The sequence below is a fragment of the Pseudomonas sp. TMW22080 genome (assembly GCF_022496745.1).
Lineage (GTDB): Bacteria > Pseudomonadota > Gammaproteobacteria > Pseudomonadales > Pseudomonadaceae > Aquipseudomonas > Aquipseudomonas bubulae.
In genome coordinates this window covers 119079-144937 of the sequence record NZ_SCFF01000006.1, presented here as the reverse complement: position 1 = coordinate 144937, position 25859 = coordinate 119079, and the positions used below count along the sequence as shown (strand labels likewise).

General features: G+C 58.7%; 26 protein-coding genes and 1 pseudogene. All 27 read right to left on the bottom strand.

Annotated elements, in window-relative coordinates; translation table 11 throughout:
- Positions 1-65 precede the first annotated feature (65 nt).
- Positions 66-1382 (bottom strand): flagellar biosynthesis protein FlhF, encoded by a 1317-nt coding sequence (gene flhF / locus EQV96_RS20230; RefSeq protein ID WP_095002596.1) that lies wholly within the window; start codon positions 1380-1382, stop codon positions 66-68.
- A gap of 11 nt (positions 1383-1393) precedes the next feature.
- Positions 1394-3523 carry a flagellar biosynthesis protein FlhA gene (flhA, locus tag EQV96_RS20225; protein ID WP_095002707.1) on the bottom strand — a complete coding sequence of 710 codons (2130 nt, stop codon included), beginning with the start codon at positions 3521-3523 and terminating at the stop codon, positions 1394-1396.
- Positions 3524-3779: 256 nt separating this feature from the next.
- On the bottom strand, positions 3780-4832 hold the full coding sequence (locus EQV96_RS20220) for a fimbrial protein (protein ID WP_095018902.1): 1053 nt from the start codon (positions 4830-4832) through the stop codon (positions 3780-3782).
- A gap of 125 nt (positions 4833-4957) precedes the next feature.
- Positions 4958-5365 carry a fimbrial protein gene (locus EQV96_RS20215; RefSeq protein ID WP_238705503.1) on the bottom strand — a complete coding sequence of 136 codons (408 nt, stop codon included), beginning with the start codon at positions 5363-5365 and terminating at the stop codon, positions 4958-4960.
- A gap of 106 nt (positions 5366-5471) precedes the next feature.
- Complete coding sequence (locus tag EQV96_RS20210) at positions 5472-6044, bottom strand: fimbrial protein (RefSeq protein ID WP_095002598.1); 573 nt, start codon at positions 6042-6044, stop codon at positions 5472-5474.
- A 22-nt stretch (positions 6045-6066) separates the two neighbouring features.
- On the bottom strand, positions 6067-6831 hold the full coding sequence (locus tag EQV96_RS20205; RefSeq protein ID WP_095039309.1) for a fimbria/pilus periplasmic chaperone: 765 nt from the start codon (positions 6829-6831) through the stop codon (positions 6067-6069).
- Positions 6828-9362, bottom strand: coding sequence for an outer membrane usher protein (locus EQV96_RS20200; RefSeq protein ID WP_240882297.1), 2535 nt, complete (start codon positions 9360-9362; stop codon positions 6828-6830). Before EQV96_RS20200 ends, EQV96_RS20205 begins: the two co-directional genes overlap by 4 nt.
- A gap of 42 nt (positions 9363-9404) precedes the next feature.
- Positions 9405-9677: a hypothetical protein gene (locus tag EQV96_RS20195; protein WP_232527673.1), complete on the bottom strand. Its 273-nt coding sequence runs from the start codon at positions 9675-9677 to the stop codon at positions 9405-9407.
- 356 nt (positions 9678-10033) lie between these two features.
- Positions 10034-10567 carry a fimbrial protein gene (locus EQV96_RS20190; protein ID WP_240882296.1) on the bottom strand — a complete coding sequence of 178 codons (534 nt, stop codon included), beginning with the start codon at positions 10565-10567 and terminating at the stop codon, positions 10034-10036.
- Between the two features lie 345 nt (positions 10568-10912).
- On the bottom strand, positions 10913-12049 hold the full coding sequence (gene flhB / locus EQV96_RS20185; RefSeq protein ID WP_095021107.1) for a flagellar biosynthesis protein FlhB: 1137 nt from the start codon (positions 12047-12049) through the stop codon (positions 10913-10915).
- 2 nt (positions 12050-12051) lie between these two features.
- A complete protein-coding gene (gene fliR, locus EQV96_RS20180) occupies positions 12052-12834 on the bottom strand; it encodes a flagellar biosynthetic protein FliR (RefSeq protein ID WP_095002602.1) in 783 nt (260 codons plus the stop codon).
- Positions 12835-13104, bottom strand: coding sequence for a flagellar biosynthesis protein FliQ (gene fliQ, locus EQV96_RS20175; protein WP_095002603.1), 270 nt, complete (start codon positions 13102-13104; stop codon positions 12835-12837).
- A 4-nt stretch (positions 13105-13108) separates the two neighbouring features.
- The gene (gene fliP / locus EQV96_RS20170; protein ID WP_095002604.1) at positions 13109-13852 is read right to left on the bottom strand and encodes a flagellar type III secretion system pore protein FliP; all 744 of its coding nucleotides are present in this window, start codon (positions 13850-13852) and stop codon (positions 13109-13111) included.
- Entirely contained in the window at positions 13852-14286 is a 435-nt protein-coding gene (gene fliO / locus EQV96_RS20165; protein WP_095018905.1) for a flagellar biosynthetic protein FliO, read from the bottom strand. Before fliO ends, fliP begins: the two co-directional genes overlap by 1 nt.
- Complete coding sequence (fliN, locus tag EQV96_RS20160; protein ID WP_095002606.1) at positions 14287-14751, bottom strand: flagellar motor switch protein FliN; 465 nt, start codon at positions 14749-14751, stop codon at positions 14287-14289.
- Positions 14752-14809: 58 nt separating this feature from the next.
- Positions 14810-15778, bottom strand: a complete 969-nt coding sequence (fliM, locus tag EQV96_RS20155; protein WP_019828822.1) for a flagellar motor switch protein FliM — start codon at positions 15776-15778, stop codon at positions 14810-14812.
- Positions 15779-15787: 9 nt separating this feature from the next.
- Positions 15788-16279, bottom strand: coding sequence for a flagellar basal body-associated protein FliL (fliL, locus tag EQV96_RS20150; protein ID WP_095018906.1), 492 nt, complete (start codon positions 16277-16279; stop codon positions 15788-15790).
- A gap of 236 nt (positions 16280-16515) precedes the next feature.
- Positions 16516-17700, bottom strand: a complete 1185-nt coding sequence (locus EQV96_RS20145) for a flagellar hook-length control protein FliK (protein ID WP_240882295.1) — start codon at positions 17698-17700, stop codon at positions 16516-16518.
- Positions 17701-17779: 79 nt separating this feature from the next.
- Positions 17780-18142, bottom strand: a complete 363-nt coding sequence (locus tag EQV96_RS20140; protein ID WP_095002609.1) for an Hpt domain-containing protein — start codon at positions 18140-18142, stop codon at positions 17780-17782.
- A 30-nt stretch (positions 18143-18172) separates the two neighbouring features.
- Positions 18173-19513, bottom strand: a pseudogene (locus tag EQV96_RS20135) (ATP-binding SpoIIE family protein phosphatase); the annotation flags it as partial.
- A gap of 5 nt (positions 19514-19518) precedes the next feature.
- The gene (locus EQV96_RS20130; protein ID WP_095002611.1) at positions 19519-19824 is read right to left on the bottom strand and encodes an STAS domain-containing protein; all 306 of its coding nucleotides are present in this window, start codon (positions 19822-19824) and stop codon (positions 19519-19521) included.
- A 105-nt stretch (positions 19825-19929) separates the two neighbouring features.
- The gene (gene fliJ, locus EQV96_RS20125) at positions 19930-20382 is read right to left on the bottom strand and encodes a flagellar export protein FliJ (RefSeq protein WP_240882294.1); all 453 of its coding nucleotides are present in this window, start codon (positions 20380-20382) and stop codon (positions 19930-19932) included.
- 6 nt (positions 20383-20388) lie between these two features.
- On the bottom strand, positions 20389-21747 hold the full coding sequence (fliI, locus tag EQV96_RS20120) for a flagellar protein export ATPase FliI (RefSeq protein ID WP_095002613.1): 1359 nt from the start codon (positions 21745-21747) through the stop codon (positions 20389-20391).
- Positions 21737-22495 (bottom strand): flagellar assembly protein FliH, encoded by a 759-nt coding sequence (gene fliH, locus EQV96_RS20115; RefSeq protein ID WP_095025521.1) that lies wholly within the window; start codon positions 22493-22495, stop codon positions 21737-21739. Before fliH ends, fliI begins: the two co-directional genes overlap by 11 nt.
- Positions 22496-23518: a flagellar motor switch protein FliG gene (gene fliG / locus EQV96_RS20110; RefSeq protein ID WP_083369860.1), complete on the bottom strand. Its 1023-nt coding sequence runs from the start codon at positions 23516-23518 to the stop codon at positions 22496-22498.
- Positions 23511-25295: a flagellar basal-body MS-ring/collar protein FliF gene (gene fliF / locus EQV96_RS20105; protein ID WP_095002615.1), complete on the bottom strand. Its 1785-nt coding sequence runs from the start codon at positions 25293-25295 to the stop codon at positions 23511-23513. Before fliF ends, fliG begins: the two co-directional genes overlap by 8 nt.
- A gap of 15 nt (positions 25296-25310) precedes the next feature.
- Positions 25311-25643, bottom strand: coding sequence for a flagellar hook-basal body complex protein FliE (gene fliE / locus EQV96_RS20100; RefSeq protein WP_016781577.1), 333 nt, complete (start codon positions 25641-25643; stop codon positions 25311-25313).
- Positions 25644-25859 lie beyond the last annotated feature (216 nt).

Genomic DNA, 25859 nt, shown 5'->3' with positions numbered 1-25859 from the left:
TCCCCTGCGGAACAAAACCTTCAGACCAGCCGATGTAGGTACATTTCAACGTAATCTTGACTACCTCAGCCGACCCGCTTGGGTGGGCTGTGGTAGATATCAGCGAACATATCGGCCATGGCCTCTTCGCTGGGTTCTTCCTGCATTTGCACACTCACTGCGCGGCTCACCAGTTGGTGACGCCGCGGCAGATGGAGATCGTCCGGGATCCGCGGGCCGTCGGTGAGGTAAGCCACTGGCAGCTCGTGACTGATCGCCAGGCTCAACACTTCGCCCAGGCTCGCGGTTTCATCCAGTTTGGTGAGGATGCAACCGGCCAGCCCGCAACGCTTGTAACTGAGGTAAGCGGCCGTCAGCACCTGCTTCTGGCTGGTAGTGGCCAACACCAGATAATTCCTGGCCTTGATCCCGCGCCCCGCCAGGCTTTCGAGCTGCAGGCGCAACGCCGGGTCGCTGGCTTGCAGGCCCGCGGTATCGACCAGCACCACGCGCTTGCGCACCAGCGGTTCAAGGGTCTGGCCCAGCGACTGGCCGGGGGCAACATGGGTTACCGGCACATTCAAGATGCGCCCCAGGGTCTTGAGTTGTTCCTGGGCGCCAATACGGAAACTGTCCATGCTCACCAGGGCGATATTCTGCGCGCCGTACTTGAGCACATAACGGGCCGCCAGCTTGGCCAGGGTGGTGGTTTTACCCATCCCGGCGGGCCCCACCATGGCGATTACACCACCCTCTTCCAGCGGCTCCAGCTCCGGCGTGGCAATCATCCGCGCCAGGTGCGCCAGCAACATCCGCCACGCCTGGCGTGGCTCTTCGATTCCGGCCACCTGCGCCAGCAGATCACGGGACAACGGCCCGGACAAACCGATGCGCTGCAAACGGCGCCACAAGTTGGCCTGCGCGGGCTTGGCGTCCTGCAACTGGCTCCACGCCAGCGAGCCCAGTTGCACTTCCAGCAACTCGCGCAAACCGTTGAGTTCATGGCGCATATTGTCGAATGCACGCTGATCGATCGTCGGTGCCGCGGGCGCCGGCGCAGGGCGCGGCGGTTCTTCAAGGGTCGGCTCAATCAATGGCTCGGCAGCCGTGAGCGGCAAACCGGCAAACAACTGGCGGTTATCGCCGGCCTCGCCTTCACCGCGCAAGCTCAACTCGGCCTGGGCCGAAACAATCCGCGACTGGGTCTTGCGCAACTCTTCTTCCAGCTCAATGTTCGGCACCCGGGGTGCCAGCGCGGACAGCTTGTAGTCCAGGGCCGCGGTCAACTCAACGCCCCCGGCAATCCGGCGGTTGCCAATAATGGCGGCGTCAGCCCCCAACTCATCACGAATCAGCTTCATGGCCTGACGCATATCGGCGGCGAAAAATCGCTTCACTTGCATAAACCAAACCCTCAGCCGTTAGGGCCTACTGTCGCAACGATCGTGACCTGCTTGTTGTCAGGGATTTCCTGGTAAGCCAGTACATGCAGGTTGGGCACCGCCAGACGGCCAAAGCGCGACAGCATCGCGCGTACCGGGCCTGCCACCAACAAGATGACCGGATTGCCTTGCATCTCCTGACGCTGAGCAGCGTCGATCAACGAGCGCTGGAGCTTCTCTGCCATGCTGGGCTCCAGCAAAACGCCCTCTTCCTGGCCTTGTCCGGCCTTCTGCAAACTATTGAGCAATATTTGTTCCAACCTGGGCTCCAGGGTGATAACAGGCAGCTCGGAGTCAACGCCTACAATGCTTTGCACGATGGCACGAGACAAGCCCACGCGTACGGCGGCAACCAAAGCGGCAGTATCTTGACTCTTATGAGCATTGTTGGCGACGGCTTCGGCAATACTGCGGATATCCCGCACTGGCACCTGTTCGGCCAACAAGGCCTGCAGCACCTTGAGCAATTGCGACAGGCTCAACACCCCCGGCACCAGTTCTTCGGCCAGTTTGGGCGAGGACTTGGCCAGCAGCTGCATCAACTGCTGAACTTCTTCATGGCCAATCAACTCATGGGAGTGTTTGTACAGGATCTGGTTAAGGTGCGTTGCCACTACGGTACTGGCGTCCACTACGGTATAGCCCAGTGACTGCGCCTGGCTGCGCTGGCTGACCTCGATCCACACCGCTTCCAGACCAAAGGCCGGGTCTTTGGTGGTAATCCCGTTAAGCGTGCCAAATACCTGCCCCGGATTGATCGCCATCTCGCGGTCCGGATAGATTTCGGCCTCCGCCAGAATCACTCCCATCAGGGTCAGGCGATAGGCGCTGGGGGCCAGATCGAGATTGTCACGGATATGCACGGTGGGCATCAGAAAGCCCAGGTCCTGGGACAGCTTCTTGCGCACCCCCTTGATCCGCGCCAGTAACTGGCCACCCTGGTTGCGATCCACCAACGGGATCAGGCGATAACCGACCTCAAGCCCGATCATGTCGATGGGGGTAACGTCATCCCAGCCCAGCTCCTTGGTTTCCTGGGCGCGGGCTGGCGAAGGCAGCAGCTCCTGCTGGCGCTTGACCTCTGCCAGGGCCTGGACCTTGACCACGTTCTGTTTTTTCCACATCAGGTACGCCGCACCTCCGGCGACTGCAGCCAGGCTCAGGAAGGAGAAATGCGGCATGCCGGGCACGATGCCCATGATGGCCATGATGCCTGCCGAGACAGCCAGCGCCTTGGGTGAGGTAAACATCTGCCGGTTGATCTGCTTGCCCATGTCTTCGGAGCCCGAAGCACGGGTCACCATGATCGCGGCAGCCGTGGACAGCAACAGGGACGGCAATTGCGCCACCAAACCGTCACCAATGGTGAGCAAGGCGTACACCTTGCCGGCTTCGCTGAAGCTCATGCCGTGCTGGAAAATCCCAACTGCCATGCCGCCGATCAGGTTGATAAACAGGATCAACAGACCGGCGATGGCATCACCGCGCACGAATTTGCTGGCACCGTCCATCGAGCCATAGAACTCGGCTTCCTGGGCGACTTCCTGACGGCGCATCTTGGCCTGATTCTGGTCGATAAGGCCGGCATTGAGGTCGGCGTCAATGGCCATCTGCTTGCCGGGCATGGCGTCGAGGGTGAAGCGCGCACTCACTTCCGAGATGCGCCCGGCGCCCTTGGTCACGACCACGAAGTTGATGATCATCAGGATCGCAAACACCACGATGCCCACCACGTAGTTGCCGCCGATCACCACCTCGCCGAAGGCCTGGATCACCTTGCCCGCGGCGGCGTGGCCCTCCTGACCGTGGAGCATCACCACCCGGGTGGAGGCCACGTTGAGCGCCAGGCGCATCAGCGTGGCCACCAGCAGGATGGTGGGGAACACGGCAAAATCCAGCGGCCGCAAGGCGTAGACGCACACCAGCAACACCACGATGGACAGCGCGATATTGAAGGTAAAAAACACATCCAGCAAAAAGGCGGGGATCGGCAACATCATCATTGCCAGCATCACCAGCAACAACAGCGGCACACCCAACTGTCCCTGACCCAGGCCGGCCAGACCGCTGCGAGCGGTGTTGATTAACTGAGAGCGATCCAATGACATTGCGGCAAACCTTTAGCAAACTTTTGACGCCATATGCGCCGTGGAGCCTGCCACTGCAAGAAACCTTCCAACTTTGGCAAATGGCCATATGGAAGGCTTGCAGGGTGTGCGAATCCTTGTAGTGCCGATGAGCGCAGCAGGGCTGAAACCAGGAAAAAACGCCGTTCATTGCCAATAAGGGAGAATCCTTCCCCCTTGTGCTGTTGCAGCTTTTATTTTGCAGCCGATGGGATGGCTCTTACTTGGCGAGTCAAGGAAACTCCACCACAAGAGTACCGCTCCCAGCAAAAGGGCCGGCAGGTGGAAAAGTGCCACGTTTACGAAAAAGAGAAAAAGTATATTCCTCCGTTGTTTCACCGTTGATCAAATAGACATAATAACTGAGCCCGGAAGACGGTAAAATAATTGCATCATCACTTTTACGAATCATGGCGATGGCTATATCAGGCTTGCCCGATACAAAACCTTCAGCACTGAATATAGAAGGCGTTGCCACCAGTTTAAGCCTGGCGCTTTGAAGAGCCCTGTCACACACAAATTTTACGCCGACCGTTTTCCGGGCAAGTGAAGTGCTCGCACTTATTCCGATGGCCGCGGGATCCACAGAACCAAAATCAACATTAACGGGCCTGTTATCATTGATAGCACACTCCGCTGGAACAGGTGGTGTTGTGTCCAAACTGTTGCGTGCCCTGATTTGAACGTACATCGAAAATGGCGCATACGAAGCATGGGTGAAATTATACAGCTTGAAAAAATGAAAGTTACCGATCACATCACCCGCGTCAATTTTAATGTTCAAGCCTGGACTTGAAGAAAGTTTGAGATACATACCAAGCCAGAAAAAATAGTTAGGTCCACCTCTAGAGCCTTCGGCAAGGTACCTGCCAGGCCCCAAAGGCCAAGGGTATTCGTTCCCGCCAACAATCATCCCGGAGGAGAAAGCAGAAAATTTTGGAGCCTGATTAAACGTATCAGAGGTTGAAGCTATCCACTCCCGATAACTAAGAGGAAACGTCACCGGGAAATTATGCCTGCACACGGTCGGCACAGCACTTTTCATAGTAACCCTGCTATTTTCCGCATCCAGTTTTACGTCAGTGTAGATAATAAGAGTTTCTGCTCTCATATCCCTCCAGACCCGGTCATCCGTTTGGCAATGAACAGCAAAAGCAACTTGTGCAAACAGCCAAAAAAATACGCCAGCAAAACACCTCATAATATTCACGACTTTTGATCCTGTATGTAGTTTTACCTCGACACGCGTCTTGGGGGCATCCAGCGCAAATATAAACACCGCCACAAATCCATCCAGATCAGGTTAAGAGTCCAAGTCAACAACTATAGTATTTTCCACACCAAAGGTGATCAATGATACGCAGTGCAAACACGTCAGTTTATTGTCGGCGCCTCATCTGCCTTTACTTCTCAGCGCAGTGATATGACTATCGTTGCGGAAGCCGAAAAAGCTCCTCCCGCAAGAGTGCTACCCGGTTTTGCCACCAGCACCGCTTCCATTTGAGGCAAAGTTGGGTATGTAAAATTAACGGGACTGTTAAGGGACCAGGTTGCACCCCCCACCAGGAACTTGATCCCGAGATTACTTTTACTGGTCATCAACAACGCGCGATCAAAACTGGCTCCACCCCCCTGCAACTCTATTGTCATGTCATTGGTTGGCTGCGGCCCGCACGTCACTGTATAAGGCACCTGCTTGCGATAATTGACCCCATCGATCTGTGCAGCTACCAGATTGCTGCCGAAAGGGACAGTGAGCGTGTTGTTGCCATTAACAATGCAAGGCGCAGGCGCAAGGATTACCCCACTCACATTCACGGCCACCTCCGAGGTACGCGCCGTAACACTCTGGCCAAGAGACAGACACAGACAATAGCAAGTGATTGCAAAACGCGAAGTTACCGACCTGATCATCGTTGCGCCCTCACTCATAAATAAGCCTGAAATCAACCCGGGCCCGAAACGCGCCATTGCTCAGTGCTGTGGCAGTGCGCGTGGGTTGCACCTGCCACGTCAGGGTGTCGCTGCCATGCGCCAGAAACAAAGGCTCTCCACGAGCGCCCAAACGCACATCCCGGCCAAGGGCATCGGTCAGGCGCAGGCCCATGCCGGTGACACCCTGAACTTTGACCAAACGCGGATCATCCTTATCGGAAGGCGCCAGAAAAGCGACGGACACCACCGGCTGATAGGCACTCCACACCAGATTGCCCGTGCGCTCATTCAGGAGGCTGCCGGATGCGCGCATGCAATCGACAAAGCGCAACTGCAAAACCACGGGCGATGCCATATCGCCCGGGCGCATCAATTGGCTGCGGGGCACATTTCCAAGGTCCACGGCCTGGTCTGCCGAGGCCATGTCCAGGACGCAAGGGGAATTGATCAGTGAGCCCGAAATATCCAGAACTCCATTCATCCCTTGAATCTCGGCCTGGCCCTGAGCGGCATGCAGCGTCAGCAACAAGGCACTCAGGGCCGTCACCGTACAAGGTTTCATGACGCCTCTTCTGAGGCGCGCACTAGTCATCGGCCGCAGACACATTCGCGTCCACCTTGCAGGTGTTGCCAGTGCAACTGAACGCCAGTGCCGGGCGGCCTCCGTAATCATTTACATAGGTCAGCCAGGGTTTGCTACCCAGTGCCGCCGCACTCACGCCCAGCTTGAGCGTGCCTTTTGGCGGCACCATCAGCGGCTCAAAACCGGGAGAGGTTTTGCCCTCTTTGCTGCTGCGGGCATCGATCAGCGTGATGTAGTACGGGGTAGGATTATTGACTTGAAAGTCATCGGCCTCACGGGTCAGGATCAGTTGTTTCTGCCAGGGGTCAGAGCGTTCCTGCTGGCTCGGCACTATCGAAGCCGGACGATAAAAAAGCTTGATGCGGGTCTGCAGGGCGATCTGCAGGCTGTTGGCCTTGTCGCTACGGGGCGGAATTTCGCGCAAATTGAAGTAATAGACGGTCTCCCGGTCTTGGGGCAGCGACTTGACCGCAGGCAACGCCTGAACTTTCACCTGGCTTTTTTTACCGGGCTCCAGGCGCTGGACCGGTGGCAACACGATCAGCGGCGAGGTGATCTTGTTGCCTTGCTCATCCTCGATCCAGCCCTGGGCCAGATAAGGCAACTGGGTGTTGTTGTTGGTGATGGTCATGCTGGCGGCATCCTTGCTGCCATCAAACACGACCCGGGTTCGATCAAGACCAATGGCGGCATTGACGTTGCCGGTCTGCGACAGCATCAGGAGGACAAGCGACGAGTACGCGCAACTGAACGTTTTAATTTTCATGACTTTTTCTCGTTATCAACAATCCTGCCCAGAGAGGCTGACGCGGGCATGGTCTTGTCCGCTGCGACCCCCTGGCAGGACAGACTGAGGGTGGAAGCCAACCCGTCGACCGGTAAATCTTCAGGCAATACAAAGGTGCAACGCTCGGCACCACCCCAACTGACTATCATCCGCCCACCGGGCTGAATACCACTGAGGTAGACGCTGCCAGCATCATTGACGATGCCGGTGCCCTGCTGTTTTTCGTTTTTCACCATGGCGCCGAACGGCGGGACGCTGCCATCAGGCAGGCTCAACACAGCCATGGCCTTGAGCCCGGCAATCACTTCCAGCGTGCGATAACCGATGGCGCCCTCTGTCAGGGTCAACTGGGTCATGGACTCTGTCGCCTCCACATCGGCCGGCAAGCTTTCCAGATCGACACTGGCCGCAGTGCGCGTAAAGCTGCCGACATCCGAGACAACAGCCTTGCCGAAGGCATTGCTGCGCGTCGGGCTGCCATAGCCCCGGATCGGCACGCCAGGTACTCCACCGGTATCGATCATCAACCGGGTACCGCCCGTACCCGCAGTTCGATGCCCTGCGCCACCGTATGGCGTCAGTGTGCCGCCACCACGAGCAGACAGGGTGAGGCTGTTGTAGCTGTTCTCTTGCAGGGCAGCGCTGACGGAGACATCCGCCTGATCACCGGCATGGTTCAGGTACCCGCTAACCGAGGTGTTGCTTGCCGACAGTTGATAGCTGTTGCGCTGATCGAGCCGGTCACTGTAGTTCGTGGAATAGTTATTTTGGCCCTGAGAGCTACTGTTGACGCTGCTGGTGAGCGTCCCGGAGCGACCCATCGGCAGGCTGACTGACAGGTACATACCGGTGTGGTTGCTGGAGATGCCACTGTGCTGGTTTTTCTCCTGATTACGGAAAGCGCTCAGGGAAAGGCTCATGTTTCTTATCGAGCCCACACTGAAATAGCGCGCCAGGGACAAGTTCCATCGCTCACCGCTCGGACGATCCCAATAGGACTGGTTGCTGTAGCTCAGATAAGCGGTAAGCCCCATATCCCGAAACTGCTTGTTGACTGTCGCAGTGTAAAGCGACTTGCTGCCCCCCACCGGACCACCGTATTGGCGCGCATTCAGGTACTCGCTCATGCTCATGTAGTTTTTTTGGGAAAAACGGTAACCCGCAAAGGTGACCTGACTGTCGTACTGGTCGAAGTTTTTCGAATAGCTCAACTGAAAGGAATCGCCCGACAAGGACGTGCCCTGCAGCTTGGCGCTGGCCCGGGTCACATCGAATGAGATCGCTCCCAAGGCCAGCAGGTCGCGCCCCACCCCTACAGAAAGCGCCGTGTAATTATTGTCACTGAGACCACCGCCATACAGGGACCAGCCATTGCTTACGCCCCAGGAGAATTCGCCTGCACCGAAGACGTCGCCCTGCCCTCCGTTGTGAAGAGAAGACGGTCGACCGCTGGCCAGTTTGTAACGCACAGTGCCGGGACGCGTCAGGTAGGGAATGTTGGCCGACTCAACCTGGAAGGTGGTGACGCTGCCGTCCTGCTCTTCGACGCGCACCTCCAGGGTCCCGGTTACGGCATCATTCAGATCCCGAATACGAAAAGGGCCCGCCGCAACCAGCGCTTCATAAAGCACACGGCCTTGCTGGCTGATAATGACCCTGGCATTGGTTTTGGCAACGCCGACAACTTCCGGTGCATAGCCACGCAAATTGGGCGGCAACTGGTTGTCATCCGAGTTGAGTGCAACGCCGGTATAACGGAAGCTGTCGAACACGTTCGAATACAGGTAGTTTTCTCCCAGAGTCAGACGCGCCTGCATGGCAGGCAGCGCTCGATAGGCATAAAAGCGGCTCCACTCCAGCCGTCGCGCACGACTGTAGCTTTCGTCTTCGATACGGCCCTGCCAGTCTGCACGCAAGCGCCAGGGGCCCGCGTTTGCGCCGAACGTGCCATTGCCGCTCAAGTCGGTTTGACGGGCTGAGCCCTTCCGCCCGCTGGACTTGGCCGTGAGGTTGTAATCCATCAGAACGCCCGGCACGCCGTTGTCCCACCGGGAAGGCGGATCCCAGTTCCGGGCGTTGTATTCCAGATAGGCTTGCGGCACGGAAATATGCAGGCTAGAGGTCGCCAGATCGCCACTGACTTCCATGCCCGCCAGGCTATTGATATGCAGGCACTCGCCGCTCTTCCACCAGCCGAGCCGAGCTTGCATTTCAGGCTTGAGCCCCAGTTGCTCAACCAGCTCGGTCGACAGGCAGGCCTGGCTACCTTTGGGGTCATCGTCAGGAGGGTAAAAAGCTATGCGCTGCTCAGGCAGCCATTGCGAGTTGACCTGCACCTGCAGCGGATAAACGCCAGGCAAGATAAAACCGCTGCGAGAAAATTGGGACAAGTCGATATTGGTACGATCGCTGAGGTCCAGAATATCGGTATTGAACTGAATCTCATCCCCGGCCCATACCTCAGCGCCCAGCGACATCAATCCGCTCAACACGCCGGTGCGCAGTATCATTTGGGCGGCTGAGAGATCCCGCCCGGTAAACAGCCCGTACATTCAGAAATACTCCAGGCGGAAACGCACCGCAGTTCGGTGAGAACCAACCGCTACAGGACGACCATTGCCAACCAGTTGAAGGGTGTAATGCAGCTCCTGGTCCGCTCCGGTCAGAGGCGCCAGGGGCATGGGTACTCCCGGGATGCTTTCCTGCCCTTGGGTATCGGCAATACGCAGGGCCAACCCCCGGGCCGCTCCGCCAATGGCAAACAAGCGCCCGCTGGCATCCGCCAGGCCATCAAACGTCACCCTTACATGCTGCCAGTCAGGCAAGTAACTGCCTGGACGAAAAGAGTCAGGCCTGGCCAATGAGCATTTAATTAAACGCAATGTGAATATCTTTGGCAAAGATTGACCCTGACGAATAAGTTGCCCCATGGGCAAAGGGTCGAATTCAACGAGTTGATAAGCGCTACTCGCATCAAGTGCACACGCAGAATCAACAATTTGCCCTTCAAGTGTTACGCGCCCACCCCCCTGACTTGCTAGTGCAGTACACACACCGAAACCCAACGTTATAAACACAAAGAACGAGGTAACCACTACTGAAATCGAGAGTGCTTTCACAGGAAACTCCCACCTGCAATTGCCCTGCTGTCGAACTTCCTACAACAGGGCAACCGGACAACCTACTGATATGCCAGCGCGAAGTTCGTAACAGCAGTAAAAGTACCTGTACCTACAGTAGTGGTTGTAGATGTTTGACCTTTCAACTGAGCACCAAAGGTCAGCGTATTGCTACCCGCCGTAATACCTTTCGGGCGGGTTGCAGTACCCAGCGTTATGGCGGTACCGTCGAACTCGGTCAGAAGGATGCCCGCACCGGCAACGCCGTTCAGGGCCAATGCTCCTGGCACTGCTGTCGCCCCCGTACCGGTAAAGGTGGCCTTGACTGTATTGTCGGTGAGACCGGTCAATGAACAACCGGTCAACTCGATGTTGAAATATTGCTTGGTACCGATGCCACCATTATTCAGCTGAGATTTGGACACCGAACCCAGCGGAACAGGTTGATCCACACTTTCAGGTGTAATGGAGCAGGCCGACTCCAAAATTTCACCGCTAAACGTGACAGTACCCGATCCTGCTCCCGCAGCACTGGCAACTGATACCGAACAAGCCAGCAACACCATAGACGCCAAAGCAGACTTGGCAGACTTCATTGCAACACCCATCAAACACCCCCTACAAAAATGCATTACAACAATTGTTTAATAAACTGAAGATTTAGTTTAAGTTTAAATCCCGACACTTATTCATACCCCAAGGAAATAAAAGCGAAAGCCATTAGCTGACTTTTACCCATCCCCACACACCGAAGTAAGAAGCAACTAAACTAACAGCTAACTTTCAAACAATAAGTAAGGCACTTCCAACTGTCTTGTAGGATCCCACCTAATACAAGATAGATATATAACACCGCACTAGCAGAGATTATTTGACGGAGGCGAATTTAAAAGTAACTACTCGACGCAAAATACCTGCACTCCACCCCGTCAACTGACACGCTACTCGTCACGGCGCAAATCCGCCGGGATCGGCAAGTCCTTGAGGGGGTCCGGGCGCTTGCCCTTGCCGGCCTGGTACTGGCGGATCTGGTAGACGTAGGCCAGCACCTGGGCCACGGCCAGGTACAAGCCGGCGGGGATTTCCTGCTCCAGCTCCGTGGAGTAATAGATCGACCGCGCCAGCGCCGGCGACTCCAGCAGCAGGATGTTGTGCTTGGTACCGATCTCGCGAATTTTCAGCGCCAGGAAGTCACTGCCCTTGGCCAGCAACATCGGCGCCCCGCCCTTCTCCGGGTCGTACTTGAGGGCCACGGCGTAGTGGGTCGGGTTGGTGATTATGACGTCGGCATCCGGGATCGCCGCCATCATGCGCCGCTGGGACATTTCACGCTGCACCTGACGTATGCGCTGCTTGACCTCCGGGCGCCCTTCCTGATCCTTGTGCTCGTCGCGTACTTCCTGCTTGGTCATCAGCAATTTCTGATGGCTTTCCCATAGCTGTACCGGTACGTCCACCGCAGCGATCAGGATCAATCCGCAGGCCATCCACAACGCACTCCAACCCACCACTTGCAGGCTGTGGATCACTGCCAGTTCCAGCGGCTCATGGGCGATGCGCAGCAGGTCATCGATGTCGGACTTCAACACCAGCAAGGCCACGATCAGGATGATAAAGAATTTGGCCAGGGCCTTGAGCAGCTCCACCAGCGCCTTGGCCGAGAACATGCGCTTGATCCCGGCGGCCGGGTTCATGCGGCTGAATTTGGGCGCCAGGCTGCCCGCAGCAAAGAGCCAGCCGCCAAGGGATATCGGGCCGATCAGGGCCGCGATCAACAACGTGATCAGTACTGGCTGCACCGCGATCAAGGCGATTTTCCCTGAGTGCAGCAGAAACGCGCCCATGGAATCCGGGTTAAGCAGCACCTCGCGGCTCAAGCTGAAGTTGTAACGCATCAGCTCCATCAAATCCTGCGCCAGCGCACCGCCAAAAATCAGCAAGCCCGCCGAACCAGCCAGCATGATGGCCAGGGTGTTCAGCTCTTTGGAACGTGCAATTTCACCCTTTTCCCTGGAGTCCTTTTTTCGTTTCTCCGTGGGGTCTTCTGTTTTATCGGCGCCACTCTCGCTTTCGGCCATGGCTATCTGGCCTGCGCAAGATCACGTAAAAACTGCAGGGCCTCAGAGGCCAGCGGTTGATACTGGTTGAGAATGTCCGCCATGCTGATCCACAGGATCACCATGCCCAGCACCAGGGTCAGCGGAAAACCGATGGCAAAGATATTCAGTTGCGGCGCGGCCCGGGTCATTACGCCGAAGGCAATGTTGACCACCAGCAGCGCAGTGATCGCCGGCAGTACCAGAAGCAACGCCGCACCCAGCACCCAGCCGAGTTTATTGGCGATTTCCCAGTAGTGGTTGGGCAACAAGCCACCGCCCACCGGCAAGGTGGTGAAGCTCTCGGTCAACACTTCAAATACAACCAGATGGCCATTCATGGACAAAAACAGCAAGGTCACCAGCATGGTGAAAAACTGCCCGATTACTGCCACGTTGACCCCGTTGGCCGGGTCGACCATGGACGCAAAGCCCATGCCCATCTGGATCGCGACAATTTGCCCGGCGACCACGAACGCATGAAAAAACAGCTGCAATGCAAACCCCAGTAACGCACCGATGACGATTTGCTCGGCAATCAGCATCAGGCCACTGAGATCCAGCGGGTTGACGGCGGGCAACGGCGGCAGGCTGGGCATGATTGCCAGGGTAATTGCCAGGGACAAAAACAACTTGATGCGTTTGGGCACCAGGGTGGTGCCGATGATCGGCATGGTGGTCAGCAGCGCGCCCACCCGGAACAGCGGCAGCATAAAGCTGGCGACCCAGGTACTGATCTGCGCGTCTGTCAGGGCGAGCAGCGACATTTAGCCGATCAACTGCGGAATGCTGCCGTACAACTGCAGGATGTATTCCATAAAGGTCTGCACCAGCCACGGCCCGGCCACGATCAGGGTGACCAGCATCACCAGCAAGCGTGGGAGGAAGCTCAGGGTCTGTTCGTTGATCTGGGTCGCGGCCTGGAACATCGCCACCAGCAACCCCACCAGCAAGCTGGGTATTACCAGCACGGCAACCATCAGGGTGGTCAGCCACAACGCACTGCGAAACAGGTCTACCGCGACTTCTGGGGTCATGGGGTCAAACTCCGCCGAAACTGCTGGCCAGGGTGCCGATAATCAGCGCCCAGCCATCCACCAGTACAAACAGCATGATTTTAAACGGCAACGAGATGATCAGTGGCGAGAGCATCATCATGCCCATGGCCATCAGCACACTGGCCACTACCAGGTCGATAATCAGAAACGGAATAAAGATCATAAAACCGATCTGGAAGGCGGTTTTAAGCTCCGAGGTGACAAACGCCGGCACCAGAATGGTCAGGGGTGCGGCATCCGGGGTGGCGATATCGGTACGTTTGGACAGGCGCATAAACAGCTCAAGGTCGCTGCTGCGGGTCTGCGCCAGCATAAAGTCCTTGATCGGCACTTCAGCCTTGAGGATCGCATCCTGGGCCGAGAGCTTTTCGGCCAGATAGGGCTGCAAGGCGTCGTTGTTTACCCGATCGAAAACCGGCGCCATGATAAACAGGGTCAAAAACAGCGCCATGCCGGTAAGGATCTGGTTCGATGGGGTTTGTTGCAAGCCCAGGGCCTGGCGCAGGATCGAAAACACAATGATGATCCGCGTAAAGCTGGTCATCAACATGACAAATGCCGGAATAAAGCTCAGCGCAGTCATGATCAGCAGGATTTGCAGGCTTACCGAGTACTCCTGCTGACCATTGGCCCCGGTGCCCAGGGTTATCGCCGGAATCGACAACGGGTCAGCCCCGAATGCCAATGGCGCGGCCAGTGCCAACAACAGCGCGACTACAAAACGCATCAAGGCTTGTCCTTTTGCTGACCGAGTATTTCCATCAGGCGCTTGGCAAACTCGGGGGTGGCCGGTTGCGCACTACCCGGCACCTGCACCGGCTCCTTGAGCACATGCAGCGGGGTGATCCGGCCCGGCGTAAGACCGAGCAGGATCTGTTCATTGCCCACCTGCACCAGCACCAGCCGGTCCCGCGCGCCCAGGGCCCGGGAGCTGATCAGTTCGATTACCTGGCCCTGGCGCGGGCCCGCCTGCTGTACACGGCGCAGCAACCAGGCCAGGGCAAAAATCAGCCCCAGCACCAGCAGCAGACCCAGTACCAGCTGGGTCAACTGCCCGCCAACACTGGCGCCAGCCACCGGAACCGCTGCGGTCGCAACCACCGGCTCGGCCGCCAGCACACTCAAGGGCAAGCCCAGCAAACCGCCAAGTAGCCGTTTCATTCAGCGCAGCTTCTTGATGCGTTCACTTGGGCTGATCACGTCGGTCAGGCGGATGCCGAACTTCTCGTTGACCACCACCACTTCACCGTGGGCAATCAGGGTGCCGTTGACCAGCACATCCAGTGGTTCGCCGGCCAGACGGTCCAGCTCGATCACCGAGCCCTGATTGAGTTGCAGCAGGTTGCGGATATTGATGTCGGTACTTCCCACTTCCATGGAGATCGACACCGGAATATCCAGAATCACGTCGAGGTTGGGGCCATCCAGGGTCACCGGCTGGTTGTTGCGCGGCACACTGCCGAATTCTTCCATCGGCAGTCGGCTGGAAGAGGGCTTGGTTGCCGCATCGGCCGCCAGTAGCGCGTCGATATCGGCCTGGCCAACATCGCCGGTTTCTTCCAGCGCAGCTGCCCATTCATCAGCCAGCGCCTGGTCTGCAGCGGTTGTATCGTGTTCGTTAGCCATGGGGGTGTCCTCGGCGGGCATTCAATCATTAGCACAGCAAATTCTTGTGGCCAGGCGCCTAGCGCCGACCGATGGGCTCAACCACTTGCAAGGCCAGATTGCCTTTGTGCGAGCCCAGTTTGACCTTGAACGACGGCACGCCATTGGCGCGCATCACCAGTTCATCTTCCAGCTCGATGGGGATCACGTCGCCGGGCTGCATATGCAAAATATCGCGCAGGCGTAACTGGCGGCGGGCCACGGTGGCGCTCAGCGGCACACTGACGTCGAGCACGTCTTCGCGCAGGGCCTTGCTCCAGCGTTCGTCCTGATCGTCGAGGTCGGACTGGAAACCGGCGTCGAGCATTTCGCGCACCGGTTCGATCATCGAGTACGGCATGGTCACATGCAGGTCGCCGCCACCGCCGTCGAGTTCGATATGGAAGGTCGACACCACAATGGCTTCGCTGGGCCCGACGATATTGGCCATGGCCGGGTTAACTTCAGAGTTGATGTACTCGAAATTGACTTCCATGATCGCCTGCCAGGCTTCCTTCAAGTCGATAAAGGCCTGCTCCAGCACCATGCGCACCACGCGCAATTCGGTGGGGGTGAATTCACGGCCTTCGATCTTGGCGTGACGGCCATCGCCGCCAAAAAAGTTGTCCACCAGCTTGAACACCAGCTTGGCGTCGAGGATAAACAGCGCCGTTCCGCGCAGCGGCTTGATTTTGACCAGGTTGAGACTGGTGGGCACATACAGCGAATGCACGTACTCGCCGAACTTCATCACCTGCACCCCGCCCACCGCCACATCCGCCGAGCGGCGCAACAGGTTGAACATGCTGATGCGGGTGTAACGGGCAAAACGCTCGTTGATCATCTCCAGGGTCGGCATGCGACCCCGGACAATACGATCCTGACTGGTCAGGTCGTAGCTTTTGACACTGCCGGGCTCGGCAGCGGTTTCGGCCTGTACCAGACCGTCATCGACGCCATGCAGCAGCGCGTCAATCTCATCCTGGGACAGCAGGTCTTGCACGGCCATGTCGTGATCCTACTGCAATACAAAGTTAGTAAAGAGCGCCTGATCGATAACCACTTTGCCGAGTTCTTTTTGCGCAACTTCCTGCACGCTGGCAGTGGTTTTCTGGCGCAATATTTCCTGGCCAACCGGTGTGGCGAGGTCGTCAAAGGCCTGCCCGGAAAACAGCATCACCAGGTTGTTGCGAATCACCGGTATATGCACCATCAGCGCCTTGAGATCGGCAGGGTCGCGCGCTTGCAGGGTCACACTGACTTGCATATAGCGCTGACGGCCATTGGCGTTGAAGTTGACCACAAAGGCCGGGGCCATCGGTTCATAGAGGGCAGGCAGCTTGACGTTCACGTCAGCTTGCGGCACAGCTTCGCTCTTGGGGCTGTGCATGAAATACCAGGTGGCGCCAACAGACAGGCCAATCGCCAGCAGCACAGCCACGACGATCAGGATAATCAGCTTGAGTTTGCCTTTAACGGCGGGGTCTTTTACTGCGTCGCTCGTCGCCATGCCAATAATCCGTCACTTTTCGGTTTTCACAGGTGCCGAGGGTAGGCAGAGCAAGTGTTATGCCAGAAGTGGAGGGATCGAAGGCTTCACGCCAATTCAAATTGCGTAGCAGCTGGCGAAGGAACACTGCAACTGTGGGAGCGAGCCTGCTCGCGAAGGTCGTTCGCGAGCAGGCTCGCTCCCACAATAGGGCTTGACCTGCAACAGAGTATCTACAGGTGTTTTAGTGCTAGCGCTTACGCGTAGTAATCCACCGCGCTGGAGCCCAGCACCACGCTTGGCGCAACCGCAGCCACTTCCACCGGCTCGTCATCAACAAGGCTGTCCAGTCGCTGGCCACCGCCACCGCTACGGGCCTGTTGCTCCTGGCCCTGCTGGCCTTGCCAGTTGCGCTGCTGATCCGACACGTTGACGTCCACCTGGCCCATGCCCTGCTGAGCGAGCATTTCGCGCAAGCGGTGCATCTGACTGTCCAGCGCCTCACGCACACCGGCGTGGCCACTCACAAAGTTGACCTGCGCCGACTGGTCAGCCGCAATATTGACCCGAATATCCAGACGCCCCAGCTCGGCAGGCTCCAGCTGGATATCGGCTGATTTGAGGTTGGCGCTGGAGAGGTACATCACGCGGTTTACAACTTCTTCGGACCAGCCGCTCTGATGCATGGCCAACGGCTGGTTGACCGGCAGCGCATTGGTAGTTTTCGGCACCGCCGCCTGGGTCAGCGCCGCCAGGCGGTTGGCGAAGTCATCCACACGGGTATCGCTGGAGGCGCTTTTCAGGTCCTTGAGACCCTCATCGACCAGGCCTTTAAAGGATTTCTCGCCCCCTTCACCAGTGGTCGAGTCATCGCTTTTATCATCGACCAGCATGGCTATCCCGCTGGCCTGCCCCTGGGCTGCGGCAGGAGCGGCGTCGCTTGATGGAGTTTTGACCGGGGACTGGCTACTGGCCGAAACATGCCCGCCCTGCTCCATCGCCAGGCGCACGGCAGGCATTGCGTCCAGAGGATCGGCTTGAGGATCGAAGGTGTCGTCGTCGGCCGCCAGCGGTGGCGGTGCCTGGGCCGCCAGTTGTGCCACTTGCACCTCAGGGGTGGCCGGTTGCGCGGGCGGCGCAGCCTCAACAGCCGGCACCGGCACTGGCACCACCGGCTGCGTGGCCAGCGGATCGGCCGTTGCCACGTCATCGCCCGGCTTGTCAGTACTGTCATCCTGATCAGTGCTGACTGCGCCTTCCGTCTTGCCGGCAGGCAAGGGGTTGCCGCTACCGGCAACTGCTGGCGCCGGGTCGGCTGCCTGGGCATAGACCTTTGCAAAAGGCTGCGCATCAGCCTTGGCAGGCTGCACAGGACTGCCCGCCGAGGCTTTAGGGGCTGCGGCGGCAGGTGTCAGAAGCAGGGTTTGGGCAGCAACGGGCATTAACGGCTCTCCGCTGTACGGCTGGCATGGGTACAGGTCAGAGAGTCACAGCAAGGTTCGGGCCAGCTTTAGTGCACAGTCAGCGGGATACAAAATGCGGCGATACCGAACGCTGGCGCTCGGCGCGATACAGGCGCCGGACCATCTGGTATTCATCGTCGATTTTGATCACCAGCTCCTGGATTTCGGCCAGTTGCTTCTTTTGCGCACGCTCTTCAAGCAGGCCGCACAAATGTGCCAAGCGAATGGCACCCATATTGCTGCTGCTGCCTTTGAAACTATGGGCAACCAGCGTCAGGTCGCAAGCCTCGCGGGCGTTGTGCAGTTGGCCAAGACGCTCTTCGGAGTCGGAGAGGAAGGTGTCCAGCAGATCGGCAAACCCTCCCTCCATCACGTCTCGCAACGCATTGACCACTTTCGGGTCCATATGAATGTCAGACACTTGCTCACTCCTTGATCAAGAATGAGCGGATTATGCCAGACCCCCCCACGAAAACTCCACGGTCGCGCTACGACCATCAGGTGCCCAACGTGCTGCAGGGCAGAGTTGACGCACCAGGCTCACCCCGCGTCCCGACAGACGGTCTAAATCCAGTGGCCTGGCCATCACCCTGGCAACATCAAAACCCGCACCACTGTCTTCTACCTGGATCAGCAGGCGACCGCTTTCGCCGATCGGCTCGACTTGCAACGAGAACCGCACAAACCCGTACTTGAGCGTTGCCAGACGCTCCTTGCGCTGCTGATAGTAATGGGCAAAGCCCCCTGTATCGCGCTTGAGCCGTGAATCGAGGCCCAACACCCCGTGCTCCAGGGCATTACTGTAAAGCTCGGCAAGCACCGCATGAATCACCGGCCCCTGAGCGCGCAGCCCGTGGACTTCCATCAGCAATTGCAACACGTAAGGCAGTGGATTGAACTGCTGCAGGCTGGGCGCCCGAAACTCGAAGCTGGCCGACCAGTCCCGCGGGCTGCATTGGCCACTGTCGGAATAGACAATCGCCGGCACCCCCAAAAAAGCCGGCAGCTGTGAAGTGATCTGCACCATGCTCACATCATCCCGGGCCTGCCCCTGAAAATCCCGCAAAGCCTGTTCGACCTCGGCAATCAGTTGCAACGGATGCCGATTGGCATCCAGCACCCGCTCCAGGCGCTCAACCCCGAACAATTGCTGATTGGGGCCACAGGTATCGATCACACCGTCGGTCAATAAAAACACCTGATCACCGGGCAGCATCGGCAACACCTGGGTGGCATGGTCAAACACTTCGGCGCGCAAGACACCCAACGGCAAGTGCTGCGAGGTCAGTGCCGTGCGCTGACCGCTGAGTGCCGCTTGCAAATAGCCATCGGGCATACCGCCATTCCAGACTTCGACGCAGCGCCGCTGGGCGCTCACACACAGCAACGCGGCGCAACAGAACATGTCGACAGGGAGGATACGTTTAAGCTTGGCGTTCATTTCCCTGAGTATTTCCGCCAACCCGTAGCCCTTGGCCGTCATGCTGTAGAACACCTCGGCCAGAGGCATGGCACCAATCGCCGCAGGCAAACCGTGGCCGGTAAAGTCGGCGAGCAGCAGATGGGTATCGCCTGAGGGCGTATAGGCGGCCAACAGCAAATCGCCATTGAACAAGGCATAGGGCGATTGCAGATAACGGATATTGGGGGCATCGAGACAGCCCGAGTGCGCCACCCGGTCAAATACGGCTTTGGCCACCCGCTGTTCGTTGAGCAAGTAGTCGTTGTGCCGGGCGATCTGGTCGCGCTGCTGCACTATCGTTTGCTGCAGCCTGCGCAGGCGCTGCATCGATCCGCTCAATTGATATCGAACAACTTGTCGAAATTGGAAACGCCCAGAATCTTGCGCACATCCGGGCTGCTGTTGACCACGCGAATATCAGAATCATCACCGCCGACATGCTCACGCAACAGCAGCAGCATGCCCAGGGCCGAGCTGTCGAGATAGGTGGCATCCTTCAAATCCACCACTACGCAGGCGGGCGCGGGGCTGAGTTCTTCGTAGGCGTCACGAAATTCCTGGTGCTTGGCAAAGTCGAACCGGCCCTTGATGGCGATCGTCAGCTTACTGCCATCTGCCGAGACTTCAGATGTCACTGCCATGTGAATTGCTCCCGAGATAGTCAGTGCAACTATAGACGCTTCTGTGAGCACCGCCGCAGGCCAATACCCGTAGCAGCTGCTACGGGATGCAGAGGACGTACGCGATCAGTACACGTCTTTGCGCGGCAAGCGCTGGGACAGTTCGTCCATCAGCTTTTGCTCGCGCTTGTCTTCCAGCTGGCGCGCTTCGTCGGCGTAGCGCTGTACCAGTTTGCGCAGCCCCTCGACCCGGGCATAGGCCTGTTGCCAGGTCTCGCGGGCCTTGTCGAGATTGTTCTGATGCCACACCAGGCTTTGACGCTGCTGGCCAACGGCGGTTTCCAACTGGCCGAGGAAGTACTGATAGTTACGCAGCCATTGGCCCGTGACTCCCTGGCTGCCGCGGTCAACCCATTGCGCCTGGTATTCCCCGCGAAAGTTTTCCAGATCACCCAGTTTGCTGTTGGCCAGGTTGACCTGCCCCTGGAAGTGTCCCAGACGCTGGGCCGCAGCCTTCTCGGTATTTTCCGCCATGTCCACCACCGGCGCCAGACGCGAAGCCCTGTTGTCACTGGCCATGGTCGATTAACCTCCGGCTGCCGGGGCGAAGATACTGCCCAGATGAGCGCCGCTTTCGGCCAGGCTGATATTGTCGTTCAACCCCTGGCGCAGATACCCCACCATCGCCGGTTGCAGGGCAATGGCGGTATCGGTCTCGCGATCGCCGCCCGGCACATAGGCGCCCACGCTGATCAAGTCCCGCGCCTGCTGGAAGCGCGACCACAGCTGCTTGAACTGCTGGGCGCGGCGCATATGCTCTTCACTGACCACCGAGGGCATGACCCGGCTGATGGATGCTTCAATATCGATGGCCGGGTAATGGCCCTCTTCGGCCAATCGGCGGGACAACACAATATGACCGTCGAGCACGCCCCGCGCCGAATCGGCAATCGGGTCCTGCTGGTCATCCCCTTCAGACAGCACGGTGTAAAACGCGGTGATCGAACCACCCCCGGCCTCGGCGTTGCCGGCGCGCTCCACCAGCTTGGGCAGCTTGGCAAACACCGACGGCGGATAGCCCTTGGTCGCGGGCGGCTCGCCAATGGCCAGGGCGATTTCCCGCTGGGCCTGGGCGAATCGGGTCAGGGAGTCCATCAGCAACAGGACGTTCTTGCCCTTGTCGCGAAAATATTCGGCAATCCGCGTGCAATACATCGCCGCGCGCAAACGCATCAAGGGCGCATCATCGGCAGGCGATGCCACCACCACCGAACGCTTGATGCCTTCGGCCCCCAGGATATGTTCGATAAATTCCTTTACCTCACGGCCCCGCTCGCCGATAAGGCCCACCACGATAATGTCGGCCTCGGTAAAGCGGGTCATCATGCCCAGCAACACACTCTTGCCCACGCCTGTACCGGCAAACAGGCCCAGACGCTGGCCGCGACCCACCGTCAATAAACCGTTGATGCTGCGAATGCCCACGTCCAGCGGCACGCTGATGGGGTCGCGCTTGAGCGGGTTGATGGTGGGGCCGTCCAGCGGCACCCAGTCTTCGGCCTTCATCGGCCCCTTGCCGTCCAGCGCACGGCCGGCGCCATCGAGCACCCGCCCGAGCATGCTCATGCCCATCGGCAGGCGACCATTATCGGCCAGCGGCACCACGCGGGCGCCCGGCGCAATGCCGGCGACACTGCCTACGGGCATCAGAAAAATTTTACTGCCACTAAAGCCCATTACCTCAGCTTCGACTTCTACCGGGTGAAAGCTGTCGTCGTTGATCACCAGGCAACGGCTGCCCATGGCCGCGCGCAGGCCTTCGGCCTCCAGGGTCAGACCGACCATGCGCAGCAGGCGCCCTTCAACCACCGGCTGCACCGGCAAGGACACCGCCGGAGCGTAGCTGCCCAGGCGCTTGGCAAAACTGGTGCGCTTAAGGTGCATCAAGATCGATGTCGATATCAGGCGCCGCAGGGTGCAGGGCCTGTTCGTGGAGCTGGTCAAGCAACTGGCTCATGGCCTGCTTGATCCGTGTTTCGATACTGGCATCGATGCGGCTGTGCTCGGTTTCAATGCGACAGCCTCCCGGTTGCAGGCTGTCGTCTTCGACAATCCGCCATTGCTCGTCATGACGCTCACGCAGGGCCTTGATCTGGTCAAAGTCCTGCGGATTGATAAACAGGCGAATATTCTCGGCGCCCATCGGCAACAGCTTCAAACCCTCGCGCAGCACTTGCCCGATCTGGCTCGAATCGGTTTTCAGCTCGCGCTGGATCACTTGCCGGGTCATGTGCTCAACCAGCCCGATCATGGCTTTCTCAAGCTGCTGATCCTGCTCGGCAAGCGGTGCCAGCAGGCTGCCCATCAAGCGCTCGAGGCTGGCAACCTTGGCCGTCAGGGCCACTTCGGCTTCCTGGCGAACCTTGAGCTGGGTGCTATGAAAACCTTCTTTCTCACCCGTGGCGAAGCCTTCGTTGTAGGCCTCCTGGCGAATGCTTTCGAGCTCTTCAAGGGTCAACGGCTGGACTTCTTCCAGCGGCACCTCTTCCATCTCAGGCAGTTCTTCAACCGGCTCGGGTTCGGGCTCTGCTTCGGGCTCGCGCCACGGATCGAAGCTGGGCAGGCCCCAGACATCAAAAGCACCGACATCCTTGGCACGGATTACATCACCGGGGGTTTCGCCGCTGCTCACTTAGATCATCTCTTCGCCGCCCTTCCCGCCGAGAGCAATTTCTCCGGCTTCGGCCATACGGCGGGCGATGGTGAGGATTTCCTTCTGCGCAGTCTCGACATCGCTGACGCGCACCGGGCCTTTGGCTTCCAGATCGTCGCGCAGCAATTCGGCGGCACGCTTGGACATGTTCTTGAAGATCTTTTCCTGCACGTTCTCGTCGGAGCCCTTGAGCGCCAGTACCAGTACGTCAGAGGACACTTCCCGGAGCAACGCCTGGATACCGCGGTCGTCGACATCGGCCAGGTTGTTGAACACGAACATGAGGTCTTCGATCTGACCCGAAAGGTCTTCGTCGATATCCCGGATCGAGTCCATCAACTGCGCTTCCATCGAGCTGTCGAGGAAGTTCATGATATCGGCCGCGCGCTTGACCCCACCCAGGGAGGTACGCGCCGCGTTGGAGTTGCCGGAGAACTGCTTCTCGAGGATCTGGTTAAGCTCCTTGAGCGCCGCCGGTTGCACGGTGTTGAGCGACGAGACCCGCAGGATGATGTCGAGGCGCGCCTTCTGGTCAAAGTGGCCGAGCACTTCTCCCGCCTGGTCAGGGTCGAGGTAAGCCACCACAATGGCCTGGATTTGCGGGTGCTCAAAGCGGATCACATCGGCAACGGCACGCGGTTCCATCCACTTGAGGCTATCCAGGCCGCTGGTATTGCCACCCAGCAGGATGCGGTCGATCAGGCCGTTGGCCTTGTCTTCGCCCAGGGCCGAGGTGAGCATTTTGCGGATGTAGCTGTCCGAGCCCACGCCGAGGCTGGTCTGGTCGCCGACGATCTCGACGAATTCGCTCATCACCTGCTCGACCTGCTCACGGTGCACGTTGCGCATCTGCGCCATTGCCACACCCACCCGCTGGACCTCCTTGGGACCCATATGGCGCAGCACCTGGGCGGCATCGGATTCGCCCAGCGACAGGAGCAAAATGGCGGCCTTGTCGACCCGGGTCAACTTGGCGTTGGCGGCGGCGCGGTTATCACTCATCGGCATTGATCCACTCTTTTACTACCTGGGCCACACGGCCCGGATCTTCTGCGACCAGACTCTTGATTGCATTCAACTGCGCGTCATAGCCTTCGCTGGGGCTTGGCAACATGATGCTTTGCGGGCCGCCAAGGCTGACACGGTCGTTGGCCAGCTCGCCATCCAGACCGCCCAGGCCGCCCATCTCGGCATCACTGCCAATACCGGCCACCTGCTTGTTGCGGCCGTGACCGGTGATGTTGTTGAGCACCGGGCGCAACACACCGAACACCAGCACCAGAATGAACAGCACGCCGAGCACTTGCTTGACCACATCCCAGAACCAAGGCTGAGAATAGAACGGGATATCGGCGATCACTTCACCCCGCTCGGTGGAGAACGGCACGTTGATCACGCTGACGCTGTCGCCACGGCTGGCATCGAAGCCCACGGCGTCCTGCACCAGACGGGTAAAGCGCGCCAGCTGATCGGTGGTCCATGGCACCTGGGTGATTTCACCGTTGGCCGGGTTGACGCTGATCTTGTCGTCGATCACCACCGCCACCGACAGGCGATTGACCCTGCCCTGCTGCTGTTTGGTGTGGCTGATGGAGCGGTCAAGCTCGAAGTTGCGGGTCGACTGCGAACGTTTGTCGGCCGGGTACGGCGCCAGCATTGGCTGGCCGGTGCCCGGATCCATGATTTGCTGGCCGTTGGCATCAAGCAACGGCTGGCCCGGCTGGATCATGCCCGCCCCGCCAGCAGCTCCCTGGCCGGTTTGCTGCGGTGCGCTGGCCGGGCTCGGCGGTTGATTGCTCAGGGCCCCCGGCACACCTTGCGGGCCGTTGCTGGCAGTGCGCTGCTCGCTGGTCGATTGCTCGCTGCGCAGGGCTGGCTGGTCGGGGTTGAACTGCTCGGAGGTGGACTCGACCGCGCTGAAATCAACATCGGCCGACACTTCGGCCTTGTAGCGGTCATTGCCCAGCACCGGCTGCAGAATGTTGTGCACGCGCTGGGTAAGCATGCCTTCCATGCGGCGACTGTAGTCGAACTGCTTGCCGGCCATGGTCAGCTCGGAATTTTCACCCTGATCCGACAGCAGATTGCCTTTTTGGTCGACCACGGTGATCTGCGACTTGCTCAACTCGGGCACGCTGGTAGCCACCAGGTTGACGATCGCCAGCACCTGCCCAGGCTCCAGCGAGCGGCCCGAGTACAGCTCTACCAGTACCGAAGCGCTGGGTTTGCGCTCATCACGGACAAACACCGAGCTTTTTGGAATGGCCAGGTGAACCCGCGCGCCCTTGACGTTGTTGAGGCTGGAAATGGTCCGTGCCAGCTCGCCTTCAAGCCCACGACGATAGCGTGTGGCCTCCATAAACTGGCTGGTGCCCAGGCCCTGGTCCTTGTCGAGAATCTCGAAACCGATATTGCCGTCGGTGGGCGTCACGCCTGCGGCGGCCAGTTTGAGGCGGGCACGGGAGACGTCATCGGCCTTGACCAGCAAGGCGCCAGAATTAGGTTCAACGGTGTAGGCAATGTCTGCAGCGGCCAGGGTTTCCATGACCTGCTTGGCATCCATACCGGCCAGGCTGCCGTACAGCGGCCGGTAGTCGGGTTGCTGGGACCACAGCACCACGGCAAAACCGATCGCCACGCTCGCCGCCAGACCGACCATCAGGCCGACCTGACGCAGCATGGTCATGTCGCCCAGATTGTCGAGAAAGGTCAGGCCAAACAGCGGTTTGCCGCCTGCGCCTGCTTTGGCCGGAACGTTATCCGGAAGTGCATCTGCCATGACTTGATATCGCCCTTAAACCGGCATCTGCATGATGTCTTGGTAAGCCTGAACCAGCTTGTTACGTACTTGGGTCAAGGCCTGAAAGGAAACGCTGGCCTTTTGGGAGGCGATCATCACGTCAGTCAGGTCGACACCGCTTTTACCGATCTCGAACGCGTTGGACAGCTGACTCGACGCCTGCTGGGTTTCGCTGACCTTGTTGATCGCATTACCGAGCATGTCGGAGAAGCTGCTGGCACCCGCTTCGGGAGCGGCCTGCACAGCCGATTTCGGTTGTGCCATGGCGTCCATCTGCATGGCCCGCATGTCCAACATCAATCGATTAAATTCAATACCTTGGCTCATGGACCAGTGCCTCCGACGACCCGCATTTTTTTGACACTTTCACAGCGCATATTGAGGTGTAGCAACAAGGGTGCCAGCTCCTTGCCGTTTTATAACAATTAACGTTACAAAACGTCGCAGACAAGGATAACACCTGCCCCTGCGGGAGCGGGCTTGCCCGCGATTTAATCGACGCGGTGAATCAGGCGCTGCGCGGTGATGCCTTCGCGGGCAAGC

What these genes read in the sequence shown, in the direction of transcription:
- flhF (WP_095002596.1), bottom strand. Translation starts at nt 1,382, where the DNA reads ATGCAAGTGAAGCGATTTTTCGCCGCCGATATGCGTCAGGCCATGAAG.
- EQV96_RS20210 (WP_095002598.1), bottom strand. Translation starts at nt 6,044, where the DNA reads ATGAAACCTTGTACGGTGACGGCCCTGAGTGCCTTGTTGCTGACGCTG.
- EQV96_RS20205 (WP_095039309.1), bottom strand. Translation starts at nt 6,831, where the DNA reads ATGAAAATTAAAACGTTCAGTTGCGCGTACTCGTCGCTTGTCCTCCTG.
- EQV96_RS20200 (WP_240882297.1), bottom strand. Translation starts at nt 9,362, where the DNA reads ATGATACTGCGCACCGGCGTGTTGAGCGGATTGATGTCGCTGGGCGCT.
- EQV96_RS20190 (WP_240882296.1), bottom strand. Translation starts at nt 10,567, where the DNA reads ATGAAGTCTGCCAAGTCTGCTTTGGCGTCTATGGTGTTGCTGGCTTGT.
- flhB (WP_095021107.1), bottom strand. Translation starts at nt 12,049, where the DNA reads ATGGCCGAAAGCGAGAGTGGCGCCGATAAAACAGAAGACCCCACGGAG.
- fliR (WP_095002602.1), bottom strand. Translation starts at nt 12,834, where the DNA reads ATGTCGCTGCTCGCCCTGACAGACGCGCAGATCAGTACCTGGGTCGCC.
- fliQ (WP_095002603.1), bottom strand. Translation starts at nt 13,104, where the DNA reads ATGACCCCAGAAGTCGCGGTAGACCTGTTTCGCAGTGCGTTGTGGCTG.
- fliP (WP_095002604.1), bottom strand. Translation starts at nt 13,852, where the DNA reads ATGCGTTTTGTAGTCGCGCTGTTGTTGGCACTGGCCGCGCCATTGGCA.
- fliO (WP_095018905.1), bottom strand. Translation starts at nt 14,286, where the DNA reads ATGAAACGGCTACTTGGCGGTTTGCTGGGCTTGCCCTTGAGTGTGCTG.
- fliN (WP_095002606.1), bottom strand. Translation starts at nt 14,751, where the DNA reads ATGGCTAACGAACACGATACAACCGCTGCAGACCAGGCGCTGGCTGAT.
- fliM (WP_019828822.1), bottom strand. Translation starts at nt 15,778, where the DNA reads ATGGCCGTGCAAGACCTGCTGTCCCAGGATGAGATTGACGCGCTGCTG.
- fliL (WP_095018906.1), bottom strand. Translation starts at nt 16,279, where the DNA reads ATGGCGACGAGCGACGCAGTAAAAGACCCCGCCGTTAAAGGCAAACTC.
- EQV96_RS20145 (WP_240882295.1), bottom strand. Translation starts at nt 17,700, where the DNA reads ATGCCCGTTGCTGCCCAAACCCTGCTTCTGACACCTGCCGCCGCAGCC.
- EQV96_RS20130 (WP_095002611.1), bottom strand. Translation starts at nt 19,824, where the DNA reads ATGGCAGTGACATCTGAAGTCTCGGCAGATGGCAGTAAGCTGACGATC.
- fliJ (WP_240882294.1), bottom strand. Translation starts at nt 20,382, where the DNA reads ATGGCCAGTGACAACAGGGCTTCGCGTCTGGCGCCGGTGGTGGACATG.
- fliI (WP_095002613.1), bottom strand. Translation starts at nt 21,747, where the DNA reads ATGCACCTTAAGCGCACCAGTTTTGCCAAGCGCCTGGGCAGCTACGCT.
- fliG (WP_083369860.1), bottom strand. Translation starts at nt 23,518, where the DNA reads ATGAGTGATAACCGCGCCGCCGCCAACGCCAAGTTGACCCGGGTCGAC.
- fliF (WP_095002615.1), bottom strand. Translation starts at nt 25,295, where the DNA reads ATGGCAGATGCACTTCCGGATAACGTTCCGGCCAAAGCAGGCGCAGGC.
- fliE (WP_016781577.1), bottom strand. Translation starts at nt 25,643, where the DNA reads ATGAGCCAAGGTATTGAATTTAATCGATTGATGTTGGACATGCGGGCC.